Source organism: Terasakiella sp. 4MB5A (genome assembly GCF_050058155.1).
In the GTDB taxonomy this organism is placed as follows: Bacteria; Pseudomonadota; Alphaproteobacteria; order Rhodospirillales; family Terasakiellaceae; genus Terasakiella; species Terasakiella halodenitrificans.
On sequence record NZ_CP188815.1, the window covers coordinates 2,339,724 to 2,361,108 of the forward strand.

Here is a 21,385-nt window from a genome sequence, read left to right on the forward strand (position 1 = left end):
GGAGCCTATCAAATGAAAGGCAACAAAAAGGTTATTGAGGCTCTGAACGGCCTTCTTGCCCACGAAATGAGTGCTGCGGATCAATATTTCATCCATTCACGCATGTATGACGATTGGGGCATGAGTGAATTGTTCGAACGCCTGAAACACGAACAGGAAGAAGAACTGGAGCACGCAGCCCGCATCGTGGAACGTATCCTGTTTTTGGAAGGTACACCGGATGTCGCAGCACGCGATGCGCTGAAAATCGGCAAAGACGTTCCCTCCATGCTGCAAAACGATCTTGAATATGAACTCATGGTCGGTAAAGAGCTGAAAAAGGTTATTGCCCTATGTGAAAAGGAACAAGATTACGTTTCTCGTCAAATGCTGATTGACCTGCTGAAAGACACAGAAGACGATCACACCTATTGGCTGGAAAAACAGCTTGGCCTGATCGATAAAATGGGTCTCAAAAACTACATTCAGTCCAAATCCTCTTAAACGGCGGATTTATACGGACATTCCTAAACGGCTTTGCACCATCCTGTGCAAGGCCGTTTTGTTTTCTGAAAAAAGCACACTTTGCACTTGTGTAATTAATGCGTATTATACACGTGGGGAGGAAGGTTAATGAAAACAAAAAAACGTTACCTGATTGCAACTTCTGTTCTATCCGCCATCACATTCGCCCACACTGTTTGGGCCGATGTCATTCAGACACGACGCGGCGAATTCCATAACGGGATTATCGCACAAAAGACAATTCAGCTTGCCACCGACTATGGCGACATAACACTAACACGCGACAGGCTGACACATATTTTCTTTGCCCCCACACCACAGGCGAATGATCGCGTCACCACAATAGATGGCGAAGTTTTCAGTGGGCAGATAAAAGAAAATACATTTGTCACCACCCGTGCCTTGGGTCCCGACCTGCCCTTGGATAAAACCGAAATTCAATTGATTGAATTTGAACACAGCCGAAAAGAACGCGCCCAAAGAAAACCGTTAGAAGCCGCCCCTGATATTATCGAAATGAACAATGGCGATGTCTTTTTAGGCTACCATACAGCCACCTTGTTCCGGGTCGAGCAAGATGGACAAACCGCTATTTTACCCAGCACAGAGGCCGACCTACTGGACCTGACCTATTCCGAGGATGAAGAGGTTCTTAAAATTCGTTTGCGCCGACGAAACGATCAATCATGGCTGAGCGGTCTACATGCTGAAACAAACTTTACACTCACTGATTTAAGCGGGCACACCCTGCAACTGAATTTAAAATCTATACAAGCGATTGAATTTAAAAGCAGTTATATCCGTAGAGATCGACCTGAGAAGTTATTGATATCTGGATTCAAATCTCAAATAGAGCAGAATACTTTACGCGATTATTTTGTTGATGGCAGCAGCGGACCTCTTTTACGCCTTATCTCACCGGGCAGCTATCTGCGTGGTGATGCCAATGGCGACTTTGACGAAAAACCCATCCAGCCCGTCACCTTGACCAAACCTTTTGCCATTGGGGTTTTTGAGATTACTTTTGCCGAATATGCCCAATATTGCCAGGAAACAAATTGCACCCCACCAGAAGATTCCGCATGGGGCAGGGGGCGACGTCCCGTCATAAATGTCGCGTGGGAAGAGGCCAAAGCCTACACCCGCTGGCTCAGTGAAAAAACCGGACATACCTACCGCTTACCCAGCGATGCCGAATGGGAATATATATCGCGCGCGGGAACCACAACAGCTTATCCCTGGGGGGATAAACTGGGCAAAGGCCTTGCCAATTGCGCAGGATGCGGCAGCATTTGGGATAGTGAAAAAACCGCACCAGTGGGACGATTTGCCCCCAATCAGCTAGGCCTATTCGATACCAGCGGCAATGTATTTGAATGGGTGGAAGATTGCTGGAACGATCAATTTGAAGGGATCGGGCTGGACGGCACCGCCTATCAAAATCCCGCAGGGTGCGGCAAACGCGTTATTCGCGGCGGTGGCTGGAGCTTCCCGCCCAAAGAAATCCGTGTCACCAACCGATGGCGCGATTTTCCGACACGGCGCAGCGACGATACCGGATTTCGTGTTTTGCGAGAACTGGATGATCAAGAAATTGCAAAGTTAGATCTTCATCAATAATTTTAATAACAGATGACAAATTCACCGAAATATTTCGTATATTTTCTAAGAAATTAAGTGATCAAATGATAAACTTAAAAACATCAATATCAGCTATTGAAGAGCTTCTTCAAAAAAACACCAACGCAAGTCTCACTTATGCTGCATTAGAATGTCGACTTGCCATTGAACGTATTTGTTATGAGCGCCTTCGGTTAAATCATGACTATATTTCACATGATGATCTAAAAAAGTGGCAACCTCAGGACATTGTGAGGACTCTTATTCAAGAGGTAGACGCGAATACGGCTGAAACTTTCACATTATCAATATCAAAGGAGCCACTTGCTGATACTTCAAAATCACCAACGCTTGAGGAATATCAAGCAACGGAATTTGTGTCAATTGGAACTCAAATAGGTTTCAATCCCAAAAAGCTGGGTAAATTCTGGAACGCTTTAGCAAAACTTGCACTCCATATTAGTCTTCCAGTTAACAAAAACGATAGTGTTACACATTATGGAGATATCGAAAAAATTCGAATGAAAGTCATTGAGGTTCTTCACGAAATTAAACAAATTGATAAAGGAACTTTAATGATATCCGGAATTGGAGAGCAGGTATCATTTGAATGTATCTGTAAATCTAAAAATCAACGCAGGTTAGAATTACTTAAAAATGGTCAAGTGATTAGCTGCATCAACCCTGAATGTAATGAAACTTATACCTACAATTCTAATGATAAGTCTTTTGAACGTAGAACTATTGATGTCATATGCCAAAACTGCGACAATAAAACTGATATCCCAAAAAAAATAATAGAACGGCTGCGGACAGAACAATCTCTTCGTTTCAATTGTGAATTCTGTGGAGAAAAAAATTTACTTGCGTGGAGATTAATGCAAGCAAAAAAGTAGTGTGATAATAAATAATCATAGAATAATCAAACACTTTACATACACTGTGTTGAATGAAAAATATATTTAAATCCAAATATTTTAACCTTAATCATTAGGACAAACTTCTTTATTTTCTGCTATAAACTAAAAAATCGCTTCACAGGGGATAAAGAACATATGCTTAAACGTGCCTTTTTGATTTGCACCCTTTTTATTGGTACACAATCGGCCTTGGCTGATAATCTGGATCGTGCCATCGAGATCGTCGAAGAAAAATGCCACTTGTGCCACGGCACAGAAGGGGAAAGTTCCAGTGCGATTTATCCCCGGCTTGCCGCCCAACATGAAGAATATATCGCCAAACAACTGGCTGATTTTCAAGCCGGGCGACGTACAGGCACCATGAATGAAATGGCACAAGACCTGACACCGGATGAAATGGTTGCACTTGGCAAATATTTTGCCGCGAAACCGCCTCTTTCCCATCGCGTGCGTGATGAAGAATTCGCCGCTGTTGGTCAATATCTATACATGAACGGCAACAAATATTCAGGTGTAACGGCGTGTAAAACCTGTCATGGGAACGAGGGTAAAGGGACACAAAAATTACCGCGACTGGCAGGTCAACACAAACGCTACCTTGCCGACCAGCTTACCGAGTTCCATAACCGCAATCGAACCAACGATAACGCGGTTATGCATTCCATCGCATCTAAATTAACTGAAATGGAAATTCAAGCCCTCGCCACATATATCAGCGGCATGAAATAACAACAGAGAAGGGGGCGTTTCAGCGCCCCAAACTCTTTTCAATAACCGTAATTACCTTGGGATCATTGGGTTTTGTAGTTGTCGCAAACCAATCTACAAGCCTGCCATTGCCATCAATCAGATACTTGTGAAAATTCCATTTAGGTCCTGTTGACAAAGTGGGTTCACAAATTGCTTAGAATGTGATTCAAGACTTCTTTTTATGAGGAGAAGTCTATGCGGAATTTGATGAGCGACGATGAATGGTTATTCTTCGAGCCATTCCTTCATGCCCAAGGGCCAAAATCTGGCCGTCCTCCCTCAAATCACCGCCTCACTCTTGATGGTATTTTTTGGATTGCCCGGACAGGAGCACCTTGGCGTGACCTCCCCAATTACTTCGGTAAATGGTCCTCTGTTTATCGTCAATTCCGCCGCTGGACATTGCTCGGCGTTTGGGATGTTCTACTGGATGCCTTGAACGATGCCAAAGCCGTTCCAGATACAGTGCAAATGATAGATAGCACAATCATCAGAGCCCATCATCAGGCTGCTGGGGCAAAAGGGGGACTCAAAAAGAGGGTCTCGGCCGTTCAAAAGGTGGCTTTACGTCCAAAATACACCTTCGAACAAATGCCGAAGGCTTGCCAATAGCTCTGGAAATCAGCGAAGGCCAAACATCAGATTACAAAGGGTATGCTCCATTGATGGAATGGGGTGGTCCAGATGCCAAGGTTCTATTGGCAGACAAAGGCTACGATGCAAACTCCATTCGGGACGATATGGAGAAACGCGGTGGATACGCCATGATCCCAATGCGGAAAAACCGAAAGGAAATCACTCCCGTTGATGATTTCGTATATGGCTTGAGAAATCAGGTTGAACGCTGCTTCAACAAACTCAAAAATGCTCGCCGGGTTGCAACTCGGTATGACAAGACGATGCTCAGTTTCCTTGGCTTCGTGCAGGTCACATCAATTCGGGTATGGGTAAAATACTTTGTCAACAGGACCTAGGGGCCGCAACAAAACCCAGTTCTTTGCGCGCCCATTGATAAAATGGATGGGCATTTTTACCGCTCACGACTGCTTTTTGCGTCATGGGAAAATCAATATTGAAGTTCACTTCACAGAATTCTTTGATTTCTTTTTCAGTTCCCGGTTCCTGCTGTCCAAAATCATTGGATGGCACCCCCAACACCACCAGTCCTCGTTCCTGGTATTTCGACCAGACAGCCTGCAAAGCATCATACTGTTTAGTAAAACCGCAGTAAGAGGCCGTGTTGACCACCATCACTGTCTTACCTGTAAATTTAGACAAGGGCAGTTCTTTACCATCAATATCTTCGAAGGTAAAATCAAAAGCAGTTGTCTCAGCTGTGGCCTGTGTCATTGTAAATCCCATGATTAAAGAGATCAGTAAAAATAAACGTTTCATCACGTAGCCATCCTTAAACATGGTTACGTAAGGCAAGGTCACGTGGGTGAGGGGAAAGATAAGTCTGTTCGGACAAATACCCTTCTTCCAAACGACGGATCATATGTTGCATCAAAGCCATTGGCACCGTCATAGGAACATAGCCATTGCGATAATCCGAAATAACATTTGCAAGTTCTGCACGACCAGATTGACTGAGCTTGTTTTTTAAATATCCCGCCATATGCATCATTGCGTTCGTATGGCGACCTTTACTGGGATTTGTATTCATACAGTCCATATAAGCCTGAATATACATCGTCGCAAAATCATCACGCTGATGTTGTTTAATCCGTCCGACCAATTGGCCCAGCATCTTTGCCTTATGCGGTGCATGTGCCATCAACAGCAGCTTTTCGCGGGCTTGAAATTCAATCACGTCGCGGCGGCTCCATTTGCGATCAAACAAATCTTTAACCCGCCGATGGGCAAAGACCCGTTCCACAAAATTTTCCCGCAGGAAAGGGTCGGACAGGCGACCTTCTTCTTCAACCGGTAATTCGGGATAACGTTCCATCATAGCTTGGGCAAATAAGCCTGTACCACGACGCTCGCTCGGTTGATCATTTTGATAAATTTTCACACGGAACACGCCACAACTTGGTGAATTTTTCTTAAAAACAAATCCGTCCAAGTCATGTAATTCAGCCGCTTTTTCAGCACTGTAGGCAACCATATCATCAGTGTAATCATGGCCACTTTTGGGTTCAATCATGCGCACAACATCGTTCGTTGCATCTTCACGTTCCAGACGCACAGATTTGCGCGGGATCCCCATGCCGATTGCCACTTCCGGGCAAACCGGTTCAAACACCGCATACTTGGATAAATAGTGAGTTACAAAACGATGATTGCAATGACCGCCGTTAAATCGAACTTCTTGTCCCAACAGGCAGGCGGATACCCCAATTTTCAATAGCTGTTCCATCTTCTTTTTCTCCTCAAAAAAGAAAGTTTGTTGCCAAGGAATTGTAGGTCTGCCTTAAATTTAATTTAGAATATTTATAAAATTAGGTCCAGCTTATTTTTTTCATAGGCTGGTAAGACCAGTTAAACAAAAAATATCTATATTTCAGCCATCTAATTTGCGAATTATTATTATCAACATGCACAGAAAAACGACAATAATTTACAAAGTCATGCTTGAAGATTAGGCAGAATGCCCGTAAAGAAGTTATAGTCGTTTTGACTTTTTTATGACAGTTTGTGAGATAGGTTTACCGTGAAACCCACCAACACATCTGATCCGTCCCACTTTCATAAAGTGGTGGATTGCCAGTATGCCTGTCCGGCACATACGCCGGTTCCGGAATATATTCGCCTTATTTTAGCACGCCGTTATACGGACTCCTACATGGTCAACTGGGAAGCCAATGTGTTCCCGGGTGTCTTGGGCCGTGTGTGCGACCGTCCGTGCGAACCGGCTTGTCGACGTCAGCGCGTTGAAGAAAAACCCGTGGCGATCTGTCGCCTCAAACGGGTTGCCGCTGACAATAAGGAAGAGATCAAAGATCGTCTTCCCATCATCCCGACCAAGAAAAATGGCAAAAAGATTGCTTTGCTTGGTGGCGGACCGGCATCTCTAACCGTTGCACGCGACTTGATGCCTTTGGGGTACGAATGTACGATTTTTGAACGCGACGCCCAGGCTGGCGGCATGATGCGAACCCAAATCCCATCTTTCCGTCTGCCATTGACAACATTGGACAGCGAAGTCGATGTGGTTCTGGATATGGGTGTTGAACGTCGATTTAATGGCGAAGTTACCTCTATGAAAGCCGTTATTGATGAAGGTTTCGACGCCGTCTTTGTCGGCACAGGTGCCCCCAGTGGCCGTCCGCTAAAAATGGATGGATTGGAAGAGGCCGGTGATCATGTAGAGATTGGCATTAACTGGCTAGCCGGTGTCACTTTCGGTCACATTAAAGAAGCCCCAAAACGCGTTGTCGTCCTTGGTGGCGGAAACACGGCAATGGACTGTACACGGACAGCCCGCCGATTGGGTGCACAAGAGGTCAAAGCCATCGTGCGTTCTTCCTATGAAGAAATGAAATCTTCCGAATGGGAACGCGAAGATGCCATGGCCGAAAATGTCGAAATCCTTCCCAATCACACACCTTTGCGTTATGTGGTGGAGGATGGGAAATTTATTGGCGTTGAATTTGACCGAGTGGAAACACATTGGGAAAAAGGCAAACGCAAACTGATTTCAACAGGGGAGGCACCTGTTCTGGTCGAATGTGATCTTGTTCTGGTCGCAATCGGTCAAGATGCCAGCTTCCCGTGGATTGAACGCAACCTCGGCATTGATTTTGATGACTGGGGCATGCCTGTTTTAAATAAAGACACCCTGCAATCCAGTAATGAAAAAGTCTTCTTTGGCGGGGATGCGGCCTTTGGCCCTGAAAATATCATTACCGCCGTTGCCCACGGACATATCGCAGCCGGGTCCATTGATCGTTTTCTCAATAAGGAAAAAGACGTCAATGCTGTTCCTGTTGGGGAATACGGCCTGACATCACAGAAAATGGGCATTCACGAATGGTCCTATCAAAGTGCTGTTTCCAATGACCCGCGCAACACGGTGCCGGTTATGAATTTGGAAGAAGCGCTGGCAAGCCTTGATGCCGAAGTCGAACTTGGTTTTGATGAAAAACTCGCGCTAAGCGAAGCTGCACGCTGTCTAAGCTGTGATGTTCAGACCGTCTTTCTAGGGGAACGCTGCATTGAATGTGTCGCCTGTGAAGATATTTGCCCGATGGATTGCATCAACTTCATAACCAATGGGGATGAAGACGACTTGCGTTCGCGCTTACGTGTCCCGGCGGTTGGGAATGACCGGGATATTTATGTTTCCGGCGAGTTGAAAAGCCGCAAAATTATGGTTAAGGACGAAGATGTTTGCCTGCATTGCGGTCTTTGTGCCGAACGATGTCCGACAGGGGCATGGGATATGCAGAAATTCCTTTTCAAAGCGACACAGATTGAGGCGGCATAAAGATGAAAACCATTAATTCAGTCAACGAATTCGTCATTCGCTTTGCCAACACAAACGGCACCGGTTCTGCCAGTGCCAACAACATGTTCGCCAAAGCAATTTTCCGCATGGGCGTTCCCGTTAGCCCACGCAACGTCTTCCCGTCAAATATTCAGGGGATGCCGACATGGTATGACGTGCGCGTCAGTGAAAAAGGCTATCTCGGTCGCCGTGCTGGTGGGGCCGACATTGTGGTCGCCATGAACGCACAAAGCATGGTTGATGATGTACAAAGTGTCGAGGCAGGTGGTTATTTCCTCTATGACTCAACCAAGGAAATCGACCCACAATTGATGCGCAAAGACATAACATTCTTAGGGATGCCCATCTCAGCTATCTGCCTGCGTGAATATAACGATCCGCGTCAACGTCAGCTGTTTAAAAACGTGTTTTATGTCGGTGCTTTAGCAGCCTTACTTGACATGGATTTTGATGTCCTGAAAGGTTTAATCGCCGACCAGTTTAAAGGTAAGGAAAAGCTGGTTTCGCCCAACGTTCATGCTTTGGAACTTGGCTATCAATATGCCAAATCCAACTTTGATTGTCCGTTAAGCATTCGGGTACAAAAATCCGACAAAGTTGGCAACCGCATTTTGATCGACGGTAACACCGCTGCCGGTCTGGGTGCCGTTTACGGTGGGGCAACGGTTGCGGGCTGGTATCCCATCACACCGTCAACATCGGTTGTGGAAAATTACGAAAAATATTGTAACCGCCTGCGTATTGATCCGGCCTCGGGCAAAAAGAACTTCGCTGTTATGCAGGCAGAAGACGAACTTGCCGCCATCGGTATCGCCATTGGCGGGGGATGGAATGGGGCACGCTCCTTTACCGCAACGTCCGGTCCCGGTGTCTCCCTGATGACAGAATTCCTCGGCCTTGCTTACTTTGCCGAAATACCGGTTGTTTTAATTGATGTACAACGTGCGGGGCCCTCAACAGGGATGCCAACACGGACACAACAATCCGACATCCTTGCCTGTGCCTATGCCTCTCATGGGGATACGAAGCAGGTCTTGGTTTTCCCGTCCACCCCGACAGAATGTTTCCATATGACGGCAGATGCATTTGATTATGCCGAACGCATTCAAACCCCGATCATGGTCATGACGGATCTTGACCTCGGTATGAATGATCATATGAGCGACGAACTCAGCTGGGATGACAGCCGCGCTTATGATCGTGGCAAGGTATTAAATGCCCAACAGCTTGAAGAAGTTGAAGAATTCGGGCGTTATCTGGACGTGGACGATGATGGCATTTGTTATCGCACATACCCCGGCACGCACCCGGAAAAAGGTATTTATTTCACGCGGGGAACATCACGCAACGAATATGCCGCTTACACAGAACGTGGCGAAGATTACGTACGCAATATGGAACGTTTGAATAAAAAATTCCGTACCGCAGCCGAAATCCTGCCACAGCCGGAAATGCACAGCCAAAACAAAGGTAGCAAGATCGGCGTGGTTTATTTCGGCACAACCAATGCTGCGATGGATGAAACGTTTGATCTTCTGCGCACACAAGGCCAAAACGTCGACGGGATGCGCCTCAAGGCGTTCCCCTTTGCCAAGGCTGTGGAAGATTTTATCGAACAACACGATCAGGTCTTTGTTGTTGAACAAAACCGCGATGCCCAAATGCGAACCCTGTTGATGAATGAACTGGACATTGACCCGGCAAAACTAGTCAAGGTTTGTAACTACGACGGTTTACCGATTACGGCCGATTTCATCAGCGCAACCATTCTCGATCATATCGCCGTTGCACCGGCAAAAAAAGTGGCAAGAGGGTAAGAACATGAGTTACTTGAAATCCAAATTTCACCACCCGAAACTTGCAAAAAACGATCTGGGCCTGACATATCGTGATTATGAAGGGGCCTTGTCTACGTTATGCGCCGGGTGCGGCCATGATGCAGTCGGGGCAGCCCTCGTTCAAGCCTGTTTTGAACTGTCGCTGGAACCACACAAGGTTGCCAAGCTGTCCGGCATTGGCTGTTCGTCCAAGGCACCGACTTATTTCCTTGGTAAATCGCATGGTTTCAACACGGTTCATGGACGTATGCCGTCTGTTGCAACCGGTGCCAGCATGGCGAACCGCAGTTTGAAATATGTTGGGATGTCCGGGGATGGGGATACGGCCTCTATCGGTATGGGGCAATTTGCCCATGTGGTCCGTCGCCGCCTTGATATGACCTATATCGTCGCCAATAACGGTGTGTATGGCCTGACAAAAGGGCAAACAGCCGCCACAGCAGACAAAGGTTCCCACACCAAAAAAGGGGAAGAAATCCTGTGGTCTGCGATTGACCTGCCGACAATGGCCCTGCAATTGGGGGCAACCTTCGTTGCGCGCAGTTTTTCCGGTGATAAGGATCAATTGGTCCCCTTGTTAAAAGCGGCCCTATGCCATGAAGGATTTGCCTTTATCGACGTATTGTCGCCTTGCGTGACCTTCAACAACCATGCGACATCCACACGCAGCTATGATTATGTGCGTGAACATGTGGAAGCCGGTAATATTGCCGATTTTGTCCCATCACGTGAAGAAATCACCACAAAATATGCAGAAGGTGAAAGCAAAGACATCTGCCTGCATGACGGATCCCTGATCCGCCTGCACAAAGGAAAAGATGGCTATGATCCAACAGATCGTTTTGCAGCAATTAACGCGATTGAACAACACCGCGTCAAAGGTGAAATCCTGACAGGCTTGCTCTATTGCGACCCAACCTTGCGCGATATGCACGATTTCTTGGGAACAACGGAAACACCGCTTAATACGCTGGATGAAAAAACCCTGTGCCCCGGCAATCACGCCTTGGCCGGGATCAACAAAAGCTTTCGTTAAAATTAAAGAAGGAGAGGGGCTTTTAAGCCTCTCTTTTTTTAAGCTGTTTTTTGCAGCAAGTTCATACGGGTGGGTTGGTCGAAATAGGTACAGCCATCTTCTTTTTGAACGCCATAATGGGCAAAGGCAGCGCGAAGCTCTGCGTTTTGTTCTTCAAAAATAGCATCGCGTTCCGGGTTCGGGCCCGTCAATTTATCGCGCAGTTCTTCAAAACTTTGACGACGCACAGGGTGGTTGTACGTTTCCTCTTTCACCCATTTAAGCCCCAATTCCTCGTATCGCTTCAAGGTTTCATAAGCTTTCGCACGAACATATGTTTCGTCATCAATGGGTTTAAGCAGTTCAAAATGGGGGCCTTCTGCTATGGGTTCGGAGACATAGACAAACCCGCCGGAGCGTAAAACACGGACAGCTTCTTTTAAGGCATTGAACTGTTCATCAACCGGGATATGGTGCAAGCTGTTGAAAAAGACGACCACATCCATACTAGCCTCTTCAAACGGTAAATCCTGCCCAACGGCATCGATGAATTTTTCATCACTGACGCAATCATAGGACAAAGCCTTTTTCATCTGACGGGGTGAACATTCAATACCGATAACATATGCCCCTTGCTTGGCCATCATACGACTGAGGTGACCTTCACCGCTGCCAACATCAAGAACATTTTTCCCTTTTAATTCAATATTTTCTTTTAAAACATCAGCGTTCTTTTTGGTTTGCATCATAATTTATTCCACACGGTAAGATGAATGACAGGCACTACAAACGTCAATTATTTCACTAAGTGCTGTAAAGACGCGTTGATAATCATCAGTCGTTGGCGGTGTGCCGACATTTTTTGCAATTTTCGCAAAATTAGCCGCAGCATCATGAAAAACACGTCCCATTTCGCGGACTTCATCCGGCATGAAACGTCCCATCCCACGACCCGGGTGATCAATACGTGATTTGCTTTCCCGCAGCTTCATCAACATCTCTTCGATTTCTTCGTCAGTTCGCCCTTGTTGTTGCATCACCGCGCGAACCGAAGACCCAAACCCCATTTTATTTTCCGCAATATAAGCCGCCGTCTTAAAGTCACCGGCTGACAAGGCCAAAGTAATTTCATTCAAATTATCAAGGTGTGTGCGCATTTCTTCCAGAAAAACCGACTTTACTTCTTGCGGAACCACAATGACATTGCGCTCATCCCCATAAGCCGTGGACGCCCCGAACAGAAAGAGACAGCATGCTCCCATCACCAATAAACGTTTCATTTCATCCTCCGACTTTAAAAGCAAAGATGATTTTAAATTCGAAAACCCTAATGAGACAAGATAAATCTAATCCTAAAAAGCCAACCTAATCTATTGAAGGATAAGAAAACTCAGCCTATCTTAACTTAAATAACAAAAATAATTTTAGATCGAATAGGGAAATAGAATGTCAGCACCTTTACCAGCAGAAGCCTTGAATCAGCTTTTCTTAGAAGCCCGCACACATAATCTTTGGCAGGATAAAGACGTGAGCGATGATATTCTCAATCAGGTTTGGGATTTGGCACGCTGGGGACCAACAAGCATGAACTGCTGCCCTGCGCGGATTACATTTATCAAAAGCCCTGAAGCCAAAGAAAAGCTAAAAGACTGTTTATCCGAAGGTAATATTGCCAAAACAATGGCCGCCCCGGTTACAGCCATTATTGCGACAGATATGCAATTTTTTACCAATATGCCACGTCTTTTCCCCACCTTCCCCGGTGCCGCTGATATGTTCGATCAAAATCCAGAGCTTGCCGAAGAAACCGCAATCAGAAATTGCGATTTGCAAGGCGCTTATTTAATCATAGCATGTCGCACTTTGGGACTAGATTGCGGGCCAATGTCCGGTTTTGATTCTGAGAAACTTGATGGCATTTTCTTTAAAGGTTCTAGTTTAAAGTCTAACTTTTTATGTAATATTGGCTATGGTGATAAAGCTGGTCTTTATGATCGTGGGCCAAGACCTGCATTTGATGAAGTTTGCACAATTAAATAATCATACTTTTGGACGAATACGTAAAGGTAACTGTATTTTTACTTACCGAACGTGATAGTTTAGCTCCAATTATAATATGACAAATGTGAACGCCTCTGAACATGAATCCCATAAACGAAGAGATCAGCAGCATCGTAAACCGGACTTTGCTCACCTGCAAACCCGACGACACGATTGCCAAATGCGCTGCAGCAATGCAAGAAGCCGGGGTCAGCTCTATCCTTGTCGAAGAGAAGGGCGTTCCTATCGGGATTTGGACAGAGCGCGACAGCTTGCGTCTTGATGTATCCAATCTAGCCGTTTTTGACCGACCGGTGCGCGATCTCATGAACGCCCCTGTTAAATCCATCCGCGAAGAAATTTCCATTGGCGCTGCTGCGGTTCGGTTCAAGGAAGAAAAAGTTCGCCATTTATTGGTCTTAAGTAAAGACAACACCCCTTGCGGCATCATTACACAAACGGACGTCATCCTAAAACATGGGGAAGAGTATTATCTGACGGTAAAAACAGTGGAACAAACCATCACTGTTGCCGCCCCCATCGCCCCTGAACACATCAGTTTTAGCGAAGCGTTAAAAATCATTCAAAACGCCCCACAAGCTGCTGTTTGCGTTCTCTTCAACGATAATAGTTACGGCATTGTGACCGAAAAAGACGTCACACGTTTTCTGTCGCAACGCAGCTTTCCAGAAACAATCGGGGAAGCTGCCTCACGCCCGCTGAAAACCATTTCTAAAGATGCAAACCTGCTGGAAGCTCGCAATATGCTCGTTAAAACGGGTTTTCGTCACCTCGGTGTTGCCGACGACCACGATAATATCATTGGCCTAATCAGTTTTTCCGGCATTTTATCCAGCCTGCAGTTTGAATATGTCCGGCGTATCAATTCTATTTTAGAAGAACGCTCTCAAGCTTTGCGCGCTTCACAAAACAGTCTGCATCTTGCCCATAAAATTATCGAAGCCTCATTGGACGGCATTATTATCGTCAACTCGCAAGGCAAAATCGATTATGTCAATCCGACCTTTACCCATGTGACGGGATACAGCAGTGATGAAGCGGTAGGGCAGACACCAGCCCTCCTCAAATCAGGCAGGCATGAAGAAAACTATTATACAGAGATGTGGCAACAGCTTCAGATCGATGGCTATTGGCAGGGTGAAATCTGGAACCGTCGAAAAAACGGGGAAGTTTATCCAGAATGGCTGACCATCACCGCTATTCGTAATGATGCCGGTGACATTTATCAGTATGCGGGTATTTTCTGCGATATCTCCGAACGCAAAAATCAGGAAAACCAAATTCGCAGGCTGGCCTATTTTGATGAACTGACTAAACTGCCAAACCGCCGACTGTTTTCTGATCGCTTGAATATGGCTGTTGCCCGTTCCAAACGCCACCATGAACGCCTTGCAATTATGTTTGTCGATCTGGACCATTTCAAGAAGATCAACGATACCTTGGGCCACAATACAGGTGATGCGCTGCTGGTTGAGGCCGCAGAACGCCTGAAACATTGCACACGTGACGAAGATACCGTTGCCCGGATGGGCGGAGATGAATTTATCTTGCTCTTCCCCGATATTGAAAGTGTCGATGAAGTGACAAAGGTTGCTCAACGTATTGTCGAAGCATTTTCCGATCCATTTATCGTTGATCAGCAAAATCTGTTTGTAACAGCCAGCCTTGGCATCAGTGTTTTCCCCGACGATGGCGAAGATACGGAAACGATTATTAAAAATGCCGATGTCGCCATGTATCGTTCAAAAGATGCCGGGCGCAGCACATTTAATCTCTTCAACGCATCCTTTACAGATCAAAGTTTGCGCCAATTGGAAATCGAAACAGCATTACGCGGCGCAATCGCACATGATGAATTTGAACTCTACTTCCAGCCTCAAGCAGCAGCAGGTGATGGTACAATTGTTGCCGCTGAAGCTCTGCTGCGCTGGCACAACGAAAAAATAGGTGAAATTGGTCCCGCAGAGTTTATCCCCATTGCCGAAGAAATCGGCATTATCTCCAAAATCGGCGAATGGGTTCTGACAAAGGCATGTTGCCAAATTCGAGAATGGCAGGATAAGGGATATCCGGCTCTCACCGTTGCGGTTAACATTGCGCCCGAACAGATTAAAGATAACACTTTCCCGTTATTTGTTGAAAATATACTAGAACAATTCGAGCTCTCCGGTCGATGTCTGGAAATTGAAATCACCGAAGGGTCTTTTATTGATGACCCCGAGCAGGTGAAAACCAACCTTTTTGCACTCAAGGAAATCGGCGTACGCATTGCGATTGATGATTTTGGAACCGGATATTCCAATCTGGGCTACTTACGAAACCTGCCGATTGATCACCTGAAGATCGATCAAAGCTTTATTCGTGGCATGTTTCAGGAAGAGGGCAATCGCCAACTCATCTCAACAATGATTGCAATGAGCGAAAACCTTGGCATGCATAGTATTGCAGAAGGTGTGGAGGATCAGGTTCAAGCTGATTTTCTCAGTCAAGGCGGCTGTTCATTGCTGCAAGGCTATCTTTTGTCACGCCCGGAACCGGCCGCAACATTTGAACGCCATTTAAAAAACGGTTTACGTTGGCCGGATAAAGATTAATCGGGTTTATTTTTCAATTCCTGCTCCAACCAATCGGCAATCTCTGAAACTTTATTTGCCGCACCACCCAAATAAAAATTACCCCCAGCAATACGCATGCTAGGGCCATCATTGCACTGTCCCAAACAGGTAATTGCCTCTAATTCAATGGCAATGGAACGCTGCGTCACTTCATCTTGCAAGGCCGCCATTATTTTTTCGCTCCCACGCAGACCACAAGACGGACGGCCCAAGGCAACAGCTTTATTGGTACAAATGTATAATTTTTTCATAGGGTTAAATATAATCCTTGGGAGATATTTTTTCCAGATTACTTCATTTCCACCCCCTCATGCCTTTCAAAAATCTGCGCACGCAGTTATTTTAAAGAAGAGCAGGGCATTTTTTTATTAATCTTCGACAAATCACGCCTAAAAAACTTCATTTGCAGTAGCAATTTGAAAAAAGAAAAATGAACGAGCCGCCTTCGAATTAAAGAAAACTAAAATTAAAACAAGCTAATTATGTTGTTTGCATTAATTGAACACAATTAAATTTGTACAAACTTACTAATCTCCCTTTAAAACCTCTCGTCCCACATCGGTTAATTTACAAACCAACCAGTCCGGTTTTAACGGATTTGAAAACCAAGGTTCGGCCCAACCATTTCGGATACAGCTTTGAACCGTCTGGGAATTGATCTCTTGACCAAATTCGTCAAACAGAGGGAGTTTTCCACCGGCCTGTTCCAATCCGCGAGACAACCATTTCCGTTGTGCTTCACTTGGTTTTAAGAGCAGGTCTTCATCGTGAAGTTTGGTATCGTCCTTTATCATGGCAATCTCATTTTGCATTCGTGAAGGATTGCCGTATGGTAATCCGTCTGGCAAAAATAACCAAGTCTTATACGTATCGCCCCGGCAACGGCAGGCACAAATCCTTGGGTAAAGGAGGGTAACATGAGATCAATGTTTCTGTATGTAACCTGTTCAAACGAACAGGAAGCACGATCCATCGGACACAAATTATTGAAAGAGCGCCTCGTGGCCTGCATCAATATTTTGCCGACCATACAATCCTTGTATTGGTGGAACGATGAAATTCAAGATGATTCGGAAACGGCCTTTTTTGCAAAAACAACTGTTGAAAATGCTGATGCTGCAATCGCCCTGATCAAAGATTCTCACAGCTACGATTGCCCCTGTATCGTGGCTCTACCCATCGAAAACGGCAATACGGATTTTCTGCAATGGATTAAACAACAAACAACAAAATCACGCAGTAATGATTGATGTTTCCATTCCGTCATCGTTACATTTTTATCGGTAAATTTTCACACTCGCACTCGCCTGTGCGGCAATGCCTTCTCCACGACCGGTAAAGCCCAACTTCTCTGTCGTCGTGCCCTTAACACTTACGCGATCCAAGTCGATATTTGCAATTTCAGCAACCGATTGGCGCATAATTTCACGATAAGGCCCAATTTTGGGATACTCACAAATAATCGTCACATCCAAATTGACAATCTGCCCGCCACGCTCTGTTACCAAATCGCATGCTTTTTTCAAAAAACGATCCGATGAAGCACCTTTCCATTGCGCTTCACTGGGGGGGAAATGACTGCCAATGTCACCGGCACCAATTGCGCCCATAATCGCATCTGTCAACGCATGTAAAGCAACGTCCGCATCAGAATGCCCAGACAAAGCCTGTGCATGAGGCACTTGAACACCACACAAGGTGACAAAATCACCTTTATCAAAACGGTGTACGTCAAACCCTGTCCCGGTTCGAAATTCCACATCCATTTGCAACATCCTTTCCGCCCGGCGCAAATCATCTGGCGTTGTAATTTTAAAGTTATCTTCACTGCCCAACGACAAAACGATATGGCGACCATCAACCTCCATCAAGGCAGCGTCATCCGTTAACTCTTGTCCCCGGTGTCTTTGATGTGCCTGAAAAATCTCATCAAACAAAAACCCCTGCGGTGTTTGCGCCCGCCACAATCCGGTGCGATCCACTGTTTCCGGGCATTCGCCTTCCTCTTGTTCACGCTTTAACGTATCAGAAACCGCAACAGCCGGAATTACCCCCACACCTGTTTCAACATTCGCAATCACACGCTCAATCACATCTGCGCTTACAAAGGGGCGGGCGGCATCATGGATCAAGACCCCATCCGGATTAAATTCCTTCAAGCTTTCCAAACCGCGATAAACCGATTCTTGTCGCGTATCACCACCAAAAACAGGTTCCAATAACTTTAAACCTTCTACAGCGTGGCGATACAAACCCAGATCATCCGGATGAATAATAACCCGAACGCCCGTTACATCCGGGTGAGATAAAAAGGCTGAAACAGTCCTGCGTAACACTACTTGGTCGCCAAGGAGACAGTATTGCTTGGGCAAATCCCCGCCAAAGCGTCTTCCACGCCCTGCGGCAACAATGATGGCATAAATATTTTTCATATAATCTTCATACCCAGCGAAAGGTTTTCAGACAATAGCTATTGCATCCTTTGCTCACATAAGGCTAGATACTGCCATGATGATACAGTCAATGATCTTCAGTTTAAGCGCGGTATTGGCTCTGGCTGTCCCAGCGCTCTATTTTCTAAAAGAACCCAAAGGGCAGGGGGGATCTTTCTGGTCCCTGATGGCCGTTGCATTAGCAGGTTCAGTAAGCTGGACTCTTGCCCAGCTTTCCGGGGAATGGCGCACATCGCTGTCCTTGGCAATCTGGGTTACAATATCCGCAACTGTCATTAGCCACACTATACTTTGTGGATTCTACCAATTGGCATGGCGCTTAACACCACTTTTAATGCCTTATATGGCTGCAATGGGACTTTGGGCGATTCTCTGGTCCGCTTTCCCCGGGCATGTGATTGAAAATAGCGATGGGCCTTTAAGCCACTGGATTGCGTTCCATATTCTCATTTCAATCTTCACCTATGCTCTGGCGACAATTGCCGCCATTGCCGCACTCAGTGCTTTTTTAGTGGAACGAGCCCTTAAACAGAAACGCCCCACGAAACTCAGCCGCATTTTACCTTCTGTTCTTGATAGCGAAAAACTATTAGTTCATCTATTGATTGCCTGTGAAATCATCCTTGGGCTTGGCGTGCTATCCGGTATGGGTGTTTCCATGATGGAAACAGGCAAGTTACTGCCAGCGGACCATAAGACGCTTTTCTCCATTGCAACCTTCCTTGCCATTGCCGGCTTGTTGTGGGCACATCACAAAAGTGGCATTCGCGGGCGCAAGGCCACTCGCATTGTACTGGTCGCTTACCTGTTGCTCAGCCTCGGCTTCTTTGGCGTCAAGTTCGTCACCGACGTTATGATGACCTAAAACTCAAGACGAATCATATTTTTGCAATAATCACATAATTAAAGCGCCACCTATTTTGTTGGCGCTTTAATTATTGCTGTTCACAAAATAGATTTAGACGTGATTTTTTTGTTCAAAATCATTTTTTTCAATTGCCGCGCCGCAATAAAATGCCTATAGTTTGTGCAGAGAGTAAACATGATTAAAAAACAGACATTATCTATTGGCCCTATAAAGCTGGAAAGCCCCGTTGTGCTCGCCCCTATGTCCGGCGTAACGGATATGCCCTTTCGAAAACTGGTCAAACGTTTCGGGGCAGGGCTTGTTGTGTCAGAAATGATTGCCAGCCAGGAAATGCTGCGGGCATCTGAAAAAACACAAAAAATGGCTACGTCTTGCGAAGATGAAAGCCCGATAGCTGTCCAACTGGCGGGGACAGACCCACAAATCATGGCAGAAGCGGCAAAATTAAACGAAGCACGCGGCGCCGACATTATCGACATCAATATGGGATGTCCGGTTAAAAAAATCGTGAAATCATTTGCCGGATCAGCCTTGATGCGCAACGAAGAACTCGCAGGCGATATCATGCGCGCCGTGAAAGAAGCCGTTTCCATTCCTGTCACGGTTAAAATGCGCCTTGGCTGGGATGAAGATAACCTGAATGCCCTGTCATTAGCCCGCATGGCCCAAGATATCGGCTTGGCTTGCGTCACCATTCATGGGCGTACCCGAAATCAGATGTATAGCGGACATGCCGACTGGAACGCGATTGCCCCCATCAAACAAGGTCTTGACATACCCGTCATTGGCAATGGCGATCTCAACACACTAGAAGATGTTGAGAAAATGATTGAACAAGCCGGCGTGGATGGCGTCATGATTGGGCGCGGAGCTTATGGTCGCCCGTGGTTTTTACGACAGGTTATGGACTATCTGAAAGACGGTAAAAAAACGCCGCCACCGCCACTGGAAGAACAATGTGAAATTCTTTTATCACACTACGATGCCATGCTGGATCATTACGGCGAACATGTCGGCGTGCGCCATGCCCGCAAACATATTGGCTGGTACTGCAAAGGCCTGAATGGTGCCACAGATTTTCGCAATCAAATTATGAAACTTGCCTCACCCGATGAGGTTCGCAACCTAATTCAAAAATTTTACAACGAGAACATAACCCGAAAGGTTGCCTGAACATGCCGAAAACCAGCATCTCTTTTGATGGTGAAGTTATCCTCAATTCCGTTGCCTCTTGTGTCTTCGTCATTAATTCAAAAGGCATTCTCCAATTCGTCAACACGGCAGGGGAACAGCTTTTACAAGCCAGCGCATCTTATCTAAAAGGCCATGATCTGGAAGAATTCATCCCCAACGACAGCCCGATCCTTTCCCTGATCCATCAGGCCCGTATTGATCAGGCTACCGTTTCGGAAAACAGCGTCACGCTTGAATCGCCACGCTTGGGAAAACAACTGGTCAACGCGCATGCTTCGCCCTTAATCGAAGATCCATCCTTAATTATTCTGACCTTGACCAAACGGTCCTTGGCCGACCAAATTGCGCGACAACTCAAACATCGTTCCGCTGCGCGTACGATTACCGCAATGTCCGCTATGCTGGCTCATGAGATTAAGAACCCCTTATCTGGCATTCGCGGCGCGGCGCAACTATTGGAAAGCACGGCCAGCGAAGAAGATAAAGCCCTTACCAAACTGATTACGGATGAGACCGATCGTATTTGCGCCCTTGTGGATCGCATGGAAACCTTTACCGATGGTCGCCCCATCAAACGCGACGGTGTCAATATTCACCAAGTCTTGGAACATGTTCGCCAATTGGCACAAAACGGTTTTGGTTCCCATGTCCGTTTTTCTGAAAATTATGATCCCTCGTTGCCTTTGGTTTTTGGCAATAAAGACAACCTGATTCAAATTGTTCTCAATCTTGTGAAAAATGCCTGTGAAGCCACAACCGGTGAAAATGCGGAAATCACTTTGACAACAGCATATCAACATGGCGTGCGATTGGCGGTTCCAGGGTCCAATACCCGTGTTCACTTGCCGCTTATGGTATCTATACAGGACAACGGCCCCGGCATACCGGAAGATTTACGCCCCCATCTGTTCGAACCTTTTGTGACGACAAAACAAAAGGGTAGCGGCCTTGGTCTTGCCTTGGTTGCCAAAATGGTGGGTGATCATGGGGGGCTGATTGAATGCGAAAGCGAACCAAAAAAAACCGTATTCCGCATAATGCTCCCCATGTATTCCGAAAAACAAAACGGCCCGTTAGAGAAGAAGGGAAAATAA

Annotated in this window: 21 protein-coding genes; 14 read left to right on the forward strand and 7 right to left on the reverse strand. The window is 46.1% G+C overall.

All coding sequences use genetic code 11. The features are described from left to right. The first annotated feature begins 12 nt into the window (after nt 1-12). The 5 genes from bfr (at nt 13) to ACI0FF_RS10880 (ending at nt 4,768) form a co-directional block, all read left to right on the forward strand. A complete protein-coding gene (bfr, locus tag ACI0FF_RS10860) occupies nt 13-483 on the forward strand; it encodes a bacterioferritin (RefSeq protein WP_417820737.1) in 471 nt (156 codons plus the stop codon). Between the two features lie 129 nt (nt 484-612). Next, nucleotides 613-2,124, forward strand: coding sequence for a formylglycine-generating enzyme family protein (locus ACI0FF_RS10865; protein ID WP_419796870.1), 1,512 nt, complete (start codon nt 613-615; stop codon nt 2,122-2,124). A gap of 65 nt (nt 2,125-2,189) precedes the next feature. Continuing rightward, nucleotides 2,190-3,020: a hypothetical protein gene (locus ACI0FF_RS10870; RefSeq protein ID WP_419796871.1), complete on the forward strand. Its 831-nt coding sequence runs from the start codon at nt 2,190-2,192 to the stop codon at nt 3,018-3,020. A 159-nt stretch (nt 3,021-3,179) separates the two neighbouring features. Further along, entirely contained in the window at nt 3,180-3,773 is a 594-nt protein-coding gene (locus ACI0FF_RS10875; RefSeq protein WP_419796872.1) for a c-type cytochrome, read from the forward strand. A gap of 216 nt (nt 3,774-3,989) precedes the next feature. Then, nucleotides 3,990-4,768 (forward strand): IS5 family transposase gene (locus tag ACI0FF_RS10880; protein ID WP_419796873.1). Its coding sequence is split into 2 segments (ribosomal slippage): nt 3,990-4,311 and nt 4,311-4,768, totalling 780 coding nucleotides; the frame shifts between segments, so codons are not numbered across the junction. Here the strand turns inward: ACI0FF_RS10880 and ACI0FF_RS10885 are convergent. Both ACI0FF_RS10885 and ACI0FF_RS10890 read right to left on the reverse strand, forming a co-directional pair. After that, the gene (locus ACI0FF_RS10885; protein WP_419796874.1) at nt 4,755-5,189 is read right to left on the reverse strand and encodes a glutathione peroxidase; all 435 of its coding nucleotides are present in this window, start codon (nt 5,187-5,189) and stop codon (nt 4,755-4,757) included. The two genes, ACI0FF_RS10880 and ACI0FF_RS10885, sit on opposite strands and share 14 nt — an antisense overlap. A gap of 13 nt (nt 5,190-5,202) precedes the next feature. Next, on the reverse strand, nt 5,203-6,156 hold the full coding sequence (locus ACI0FF_RS10890) for a YbgA family protein (RefSeq protein WP_419796875.1): 954 nt from the start codon (nt 6,154-6,156) through the stop codon (nt 5,203-5,205). Between the two features lie 294 nt (nt 6,157-6,450). On the opposite strand from ACI0FF_RS10890, the gene ACI0FF_RS10895 reads away from it, so the two are divergent. Genes ACI0FF_RS10895 through ACI0FF_RS10905 form a run of 3 tightly spaced genes read left to right on the forward strand, consistent with a single transcriptional unit; the run spans nt 6,451 to nt 11,121 of the window. Next, entirely contained in the window at nt 6,451-8,226 is a 1,776-nt protein-coding gene (locus ACI0FF_RS10895; protein WP_419796876.1) for an FAD-dependent oxidoreductase, read from the forward strand. Nucleotides 8,227-8,228: 2 nt separating this feature from the next. Beyond that, the gene (locus tag ACI0FF_RS10900; RefSeq protein WP_419796877.1) at nt 8,229-10,064 is read left to right on the forward strand and encodes a 2-oxoacid:acceptor oxidoreductase subunit alpha; all 1,836 of its coding nucleotides are present in this window, start codon (nt 8,229-8,231) and stop codon (nt 10,062-10,064) included. A gap of 4 nt (nt 10,065-10,068) precedes the next feature. Continuing rightward, nucleotides 10,069-11,121 carry a 2-oxoacid:ferredoxin oxidoreductase subunit beta gene (locus tag ACI0FF_RS10905; protein WP_419796878.1) on the forward strand — a complete coding sequence of 351 codons (1,053 nt, stop codon included), beginning with the start codon at nt 10,069-10,071 and terminating at the stop codon, nt 11,119-11,121. A gap of 38 nt (nt 11,122-11,159) precedes the next feature. On the opposite strand, the gene ACI0FF_RS10910 is transcribed toward ACI0FF_RS10905, so the two are convergent. Continuing rightward, nucleotides 11,160-11,849 (reverse strand): class I SAM-dependent methyltransferase, encoded by a 690-nt coding sequence (locus ACI0FF_RS10910; protein WP_419796879.1) that lies wholly within the window; start codon nt 11,847-11,849, stop codon nt 11,160-11,162. Nucleotides 11,850-11,852: 3 nt separating this feature from the next. Further along, nucleotides 11,853-12,380 carry a hypothetical protein gene (locus ACI0FF_RS10915; RefSeq protein ID WP_419796880.1) on the reverse strand — a complete coding sequence of 176 codons (528 nt, stop codon included), beginning with the start codon at nt 12,378-12,380 and terminating at the stop codon, nt 11,853-11,855. A 166-nt stretch (nt 12,381-12,546) separates the two neighbouring features. On the opposite strand from ACI0FF_RS10915, the gene ACI0FF_RS10920 reads away from it, so the two are divergent. Further along, entirely contained in the window at nt 12,547-13,140 is a 594-nt protein-coding gene (locus ACI0FF_RS10920) for a malonic semialdehyde reductase (protein WP_419796881.1), read from the forward strand. Nucleotides 13,141-13,241: 101 nt separating this feature from the next. Continuing rightward, a complete protein-coding gene (locus ACI0FF_RS10925; RefSeq protein ID WP_419796882.1) occupies nt 13,242-15,755 on the forward strand; it encodes an EAL domain-containing protein in 2,514 nt (837 codons plus the stop codon). Here ACI0FF_RS10925 and ACI0FF_RS10930 read toward each other — a convergent pair. Then, nucleotides 15,752-16,027 (reverse strand): NAD(P)H-dependent oxidoreductase subunit E, encoded by a 276-nt coding sequence (locus ACI0FF_RS10930; RefSeq protein WP_419796883.1) that lies wholly within the window; start codon nt 16,025-16,027, stop codon nt 15,752-15,754. The genes ACI0FF_RS10925 and ACI0FF_RS10930 overlap by 4 nt on opposite strands. Nucleotides 16,028-16,303: 276 nt before the next feature. Beyond that, the gene (locus ACI0FF_RS10935; protein WP_419796884.1) at nt 16,304-16,570 is read right to left on the reverse strand and encodes a hypothetical protein; all 267 of its coding nucleotides are present in this window, start codon (nt 16,568-16,570) and stop codon (nt 16,304-16,306) included. Between the two features lie 123 nt (nt 16,571-16,693). Between ACI0FF_RS10935 and cutA the strand changes: the two genes are divergently transcribed. Next, complete coding sequence (gene cutA, locus ACI0FF_RS10940) at nt 16,694-17,026, forward strand: divalent-cation tolerance protein CutA (RefSeq protein ID WP_419796885.1); 333 nt, start codon at nt 16,694-16,696, stop codon at nt 17,024-17,026. Nucleotides 17,027-17,053: 27 nt separating this feature from the next. On the opposite strand, the gene ACI0FF_RS10945 is transcribed toward cutA, so the two are convergent. Then, a complete protein-coding gene (locus tag ACI0FF_RS10945; protein WP_419796886.1) occupies nt 17,054-18,208 on the reverse strand; it encodes a bifunctional 2-C-methyl-D-erythritol 4-phosphate cytidylyltransferase/2-C-methyl-D-erythritol 2,4-cyclodiphosphate synthase in 1,155 nt (384 codons plus the stop codon). A 76-nt stretch (nt 18,209-18,284) separates the two neighbouring features. Between ACI0FF_RS10945 and ACI0FF_RS10950 the strand changes: the two genes are divergently transcribed. From ACI0FF_RS10950 to ACI0FF_RS10960, 3 genes are all read left to right on the forward strand, one after another. Then, nucleotides 18,285-19,094, forward strand: coding sequence for a cytochrome C assembly family protein (locus tag ACI0FF_RS10950; RefSeq protein WP_419796887.1), 810 nt, complete (start codon nt 18,285-18,287; stop codon nt 19,092-19,094). 177 nt (nt 19,095-19,271) lie between these two features. Beyond that, nucleotides 19,272-20,270 (forward strand): tRNA dihydrouridine synthase DusB, encoded by a 999-nt coding sequence (dusB, locus tag ACI0FF_RS10955; RefSeq protein ID WP_419796888.1) that lies wholly within the window; start codon nt 19,272-19,274, stop codon nt 20,268-20,270. Nucleotides 20,271-20,272: 2 nt separating this feature from the next. After that, a complete protein-coding gene (locus ACI0FF_RS10960; protein ID WP_419796889.1) occupies nt 20,273-21,385 on the forward strand; it encodes a two-component system sensor histidine kinase NtrB in 1,113 nt (370 codons plus the stop codon).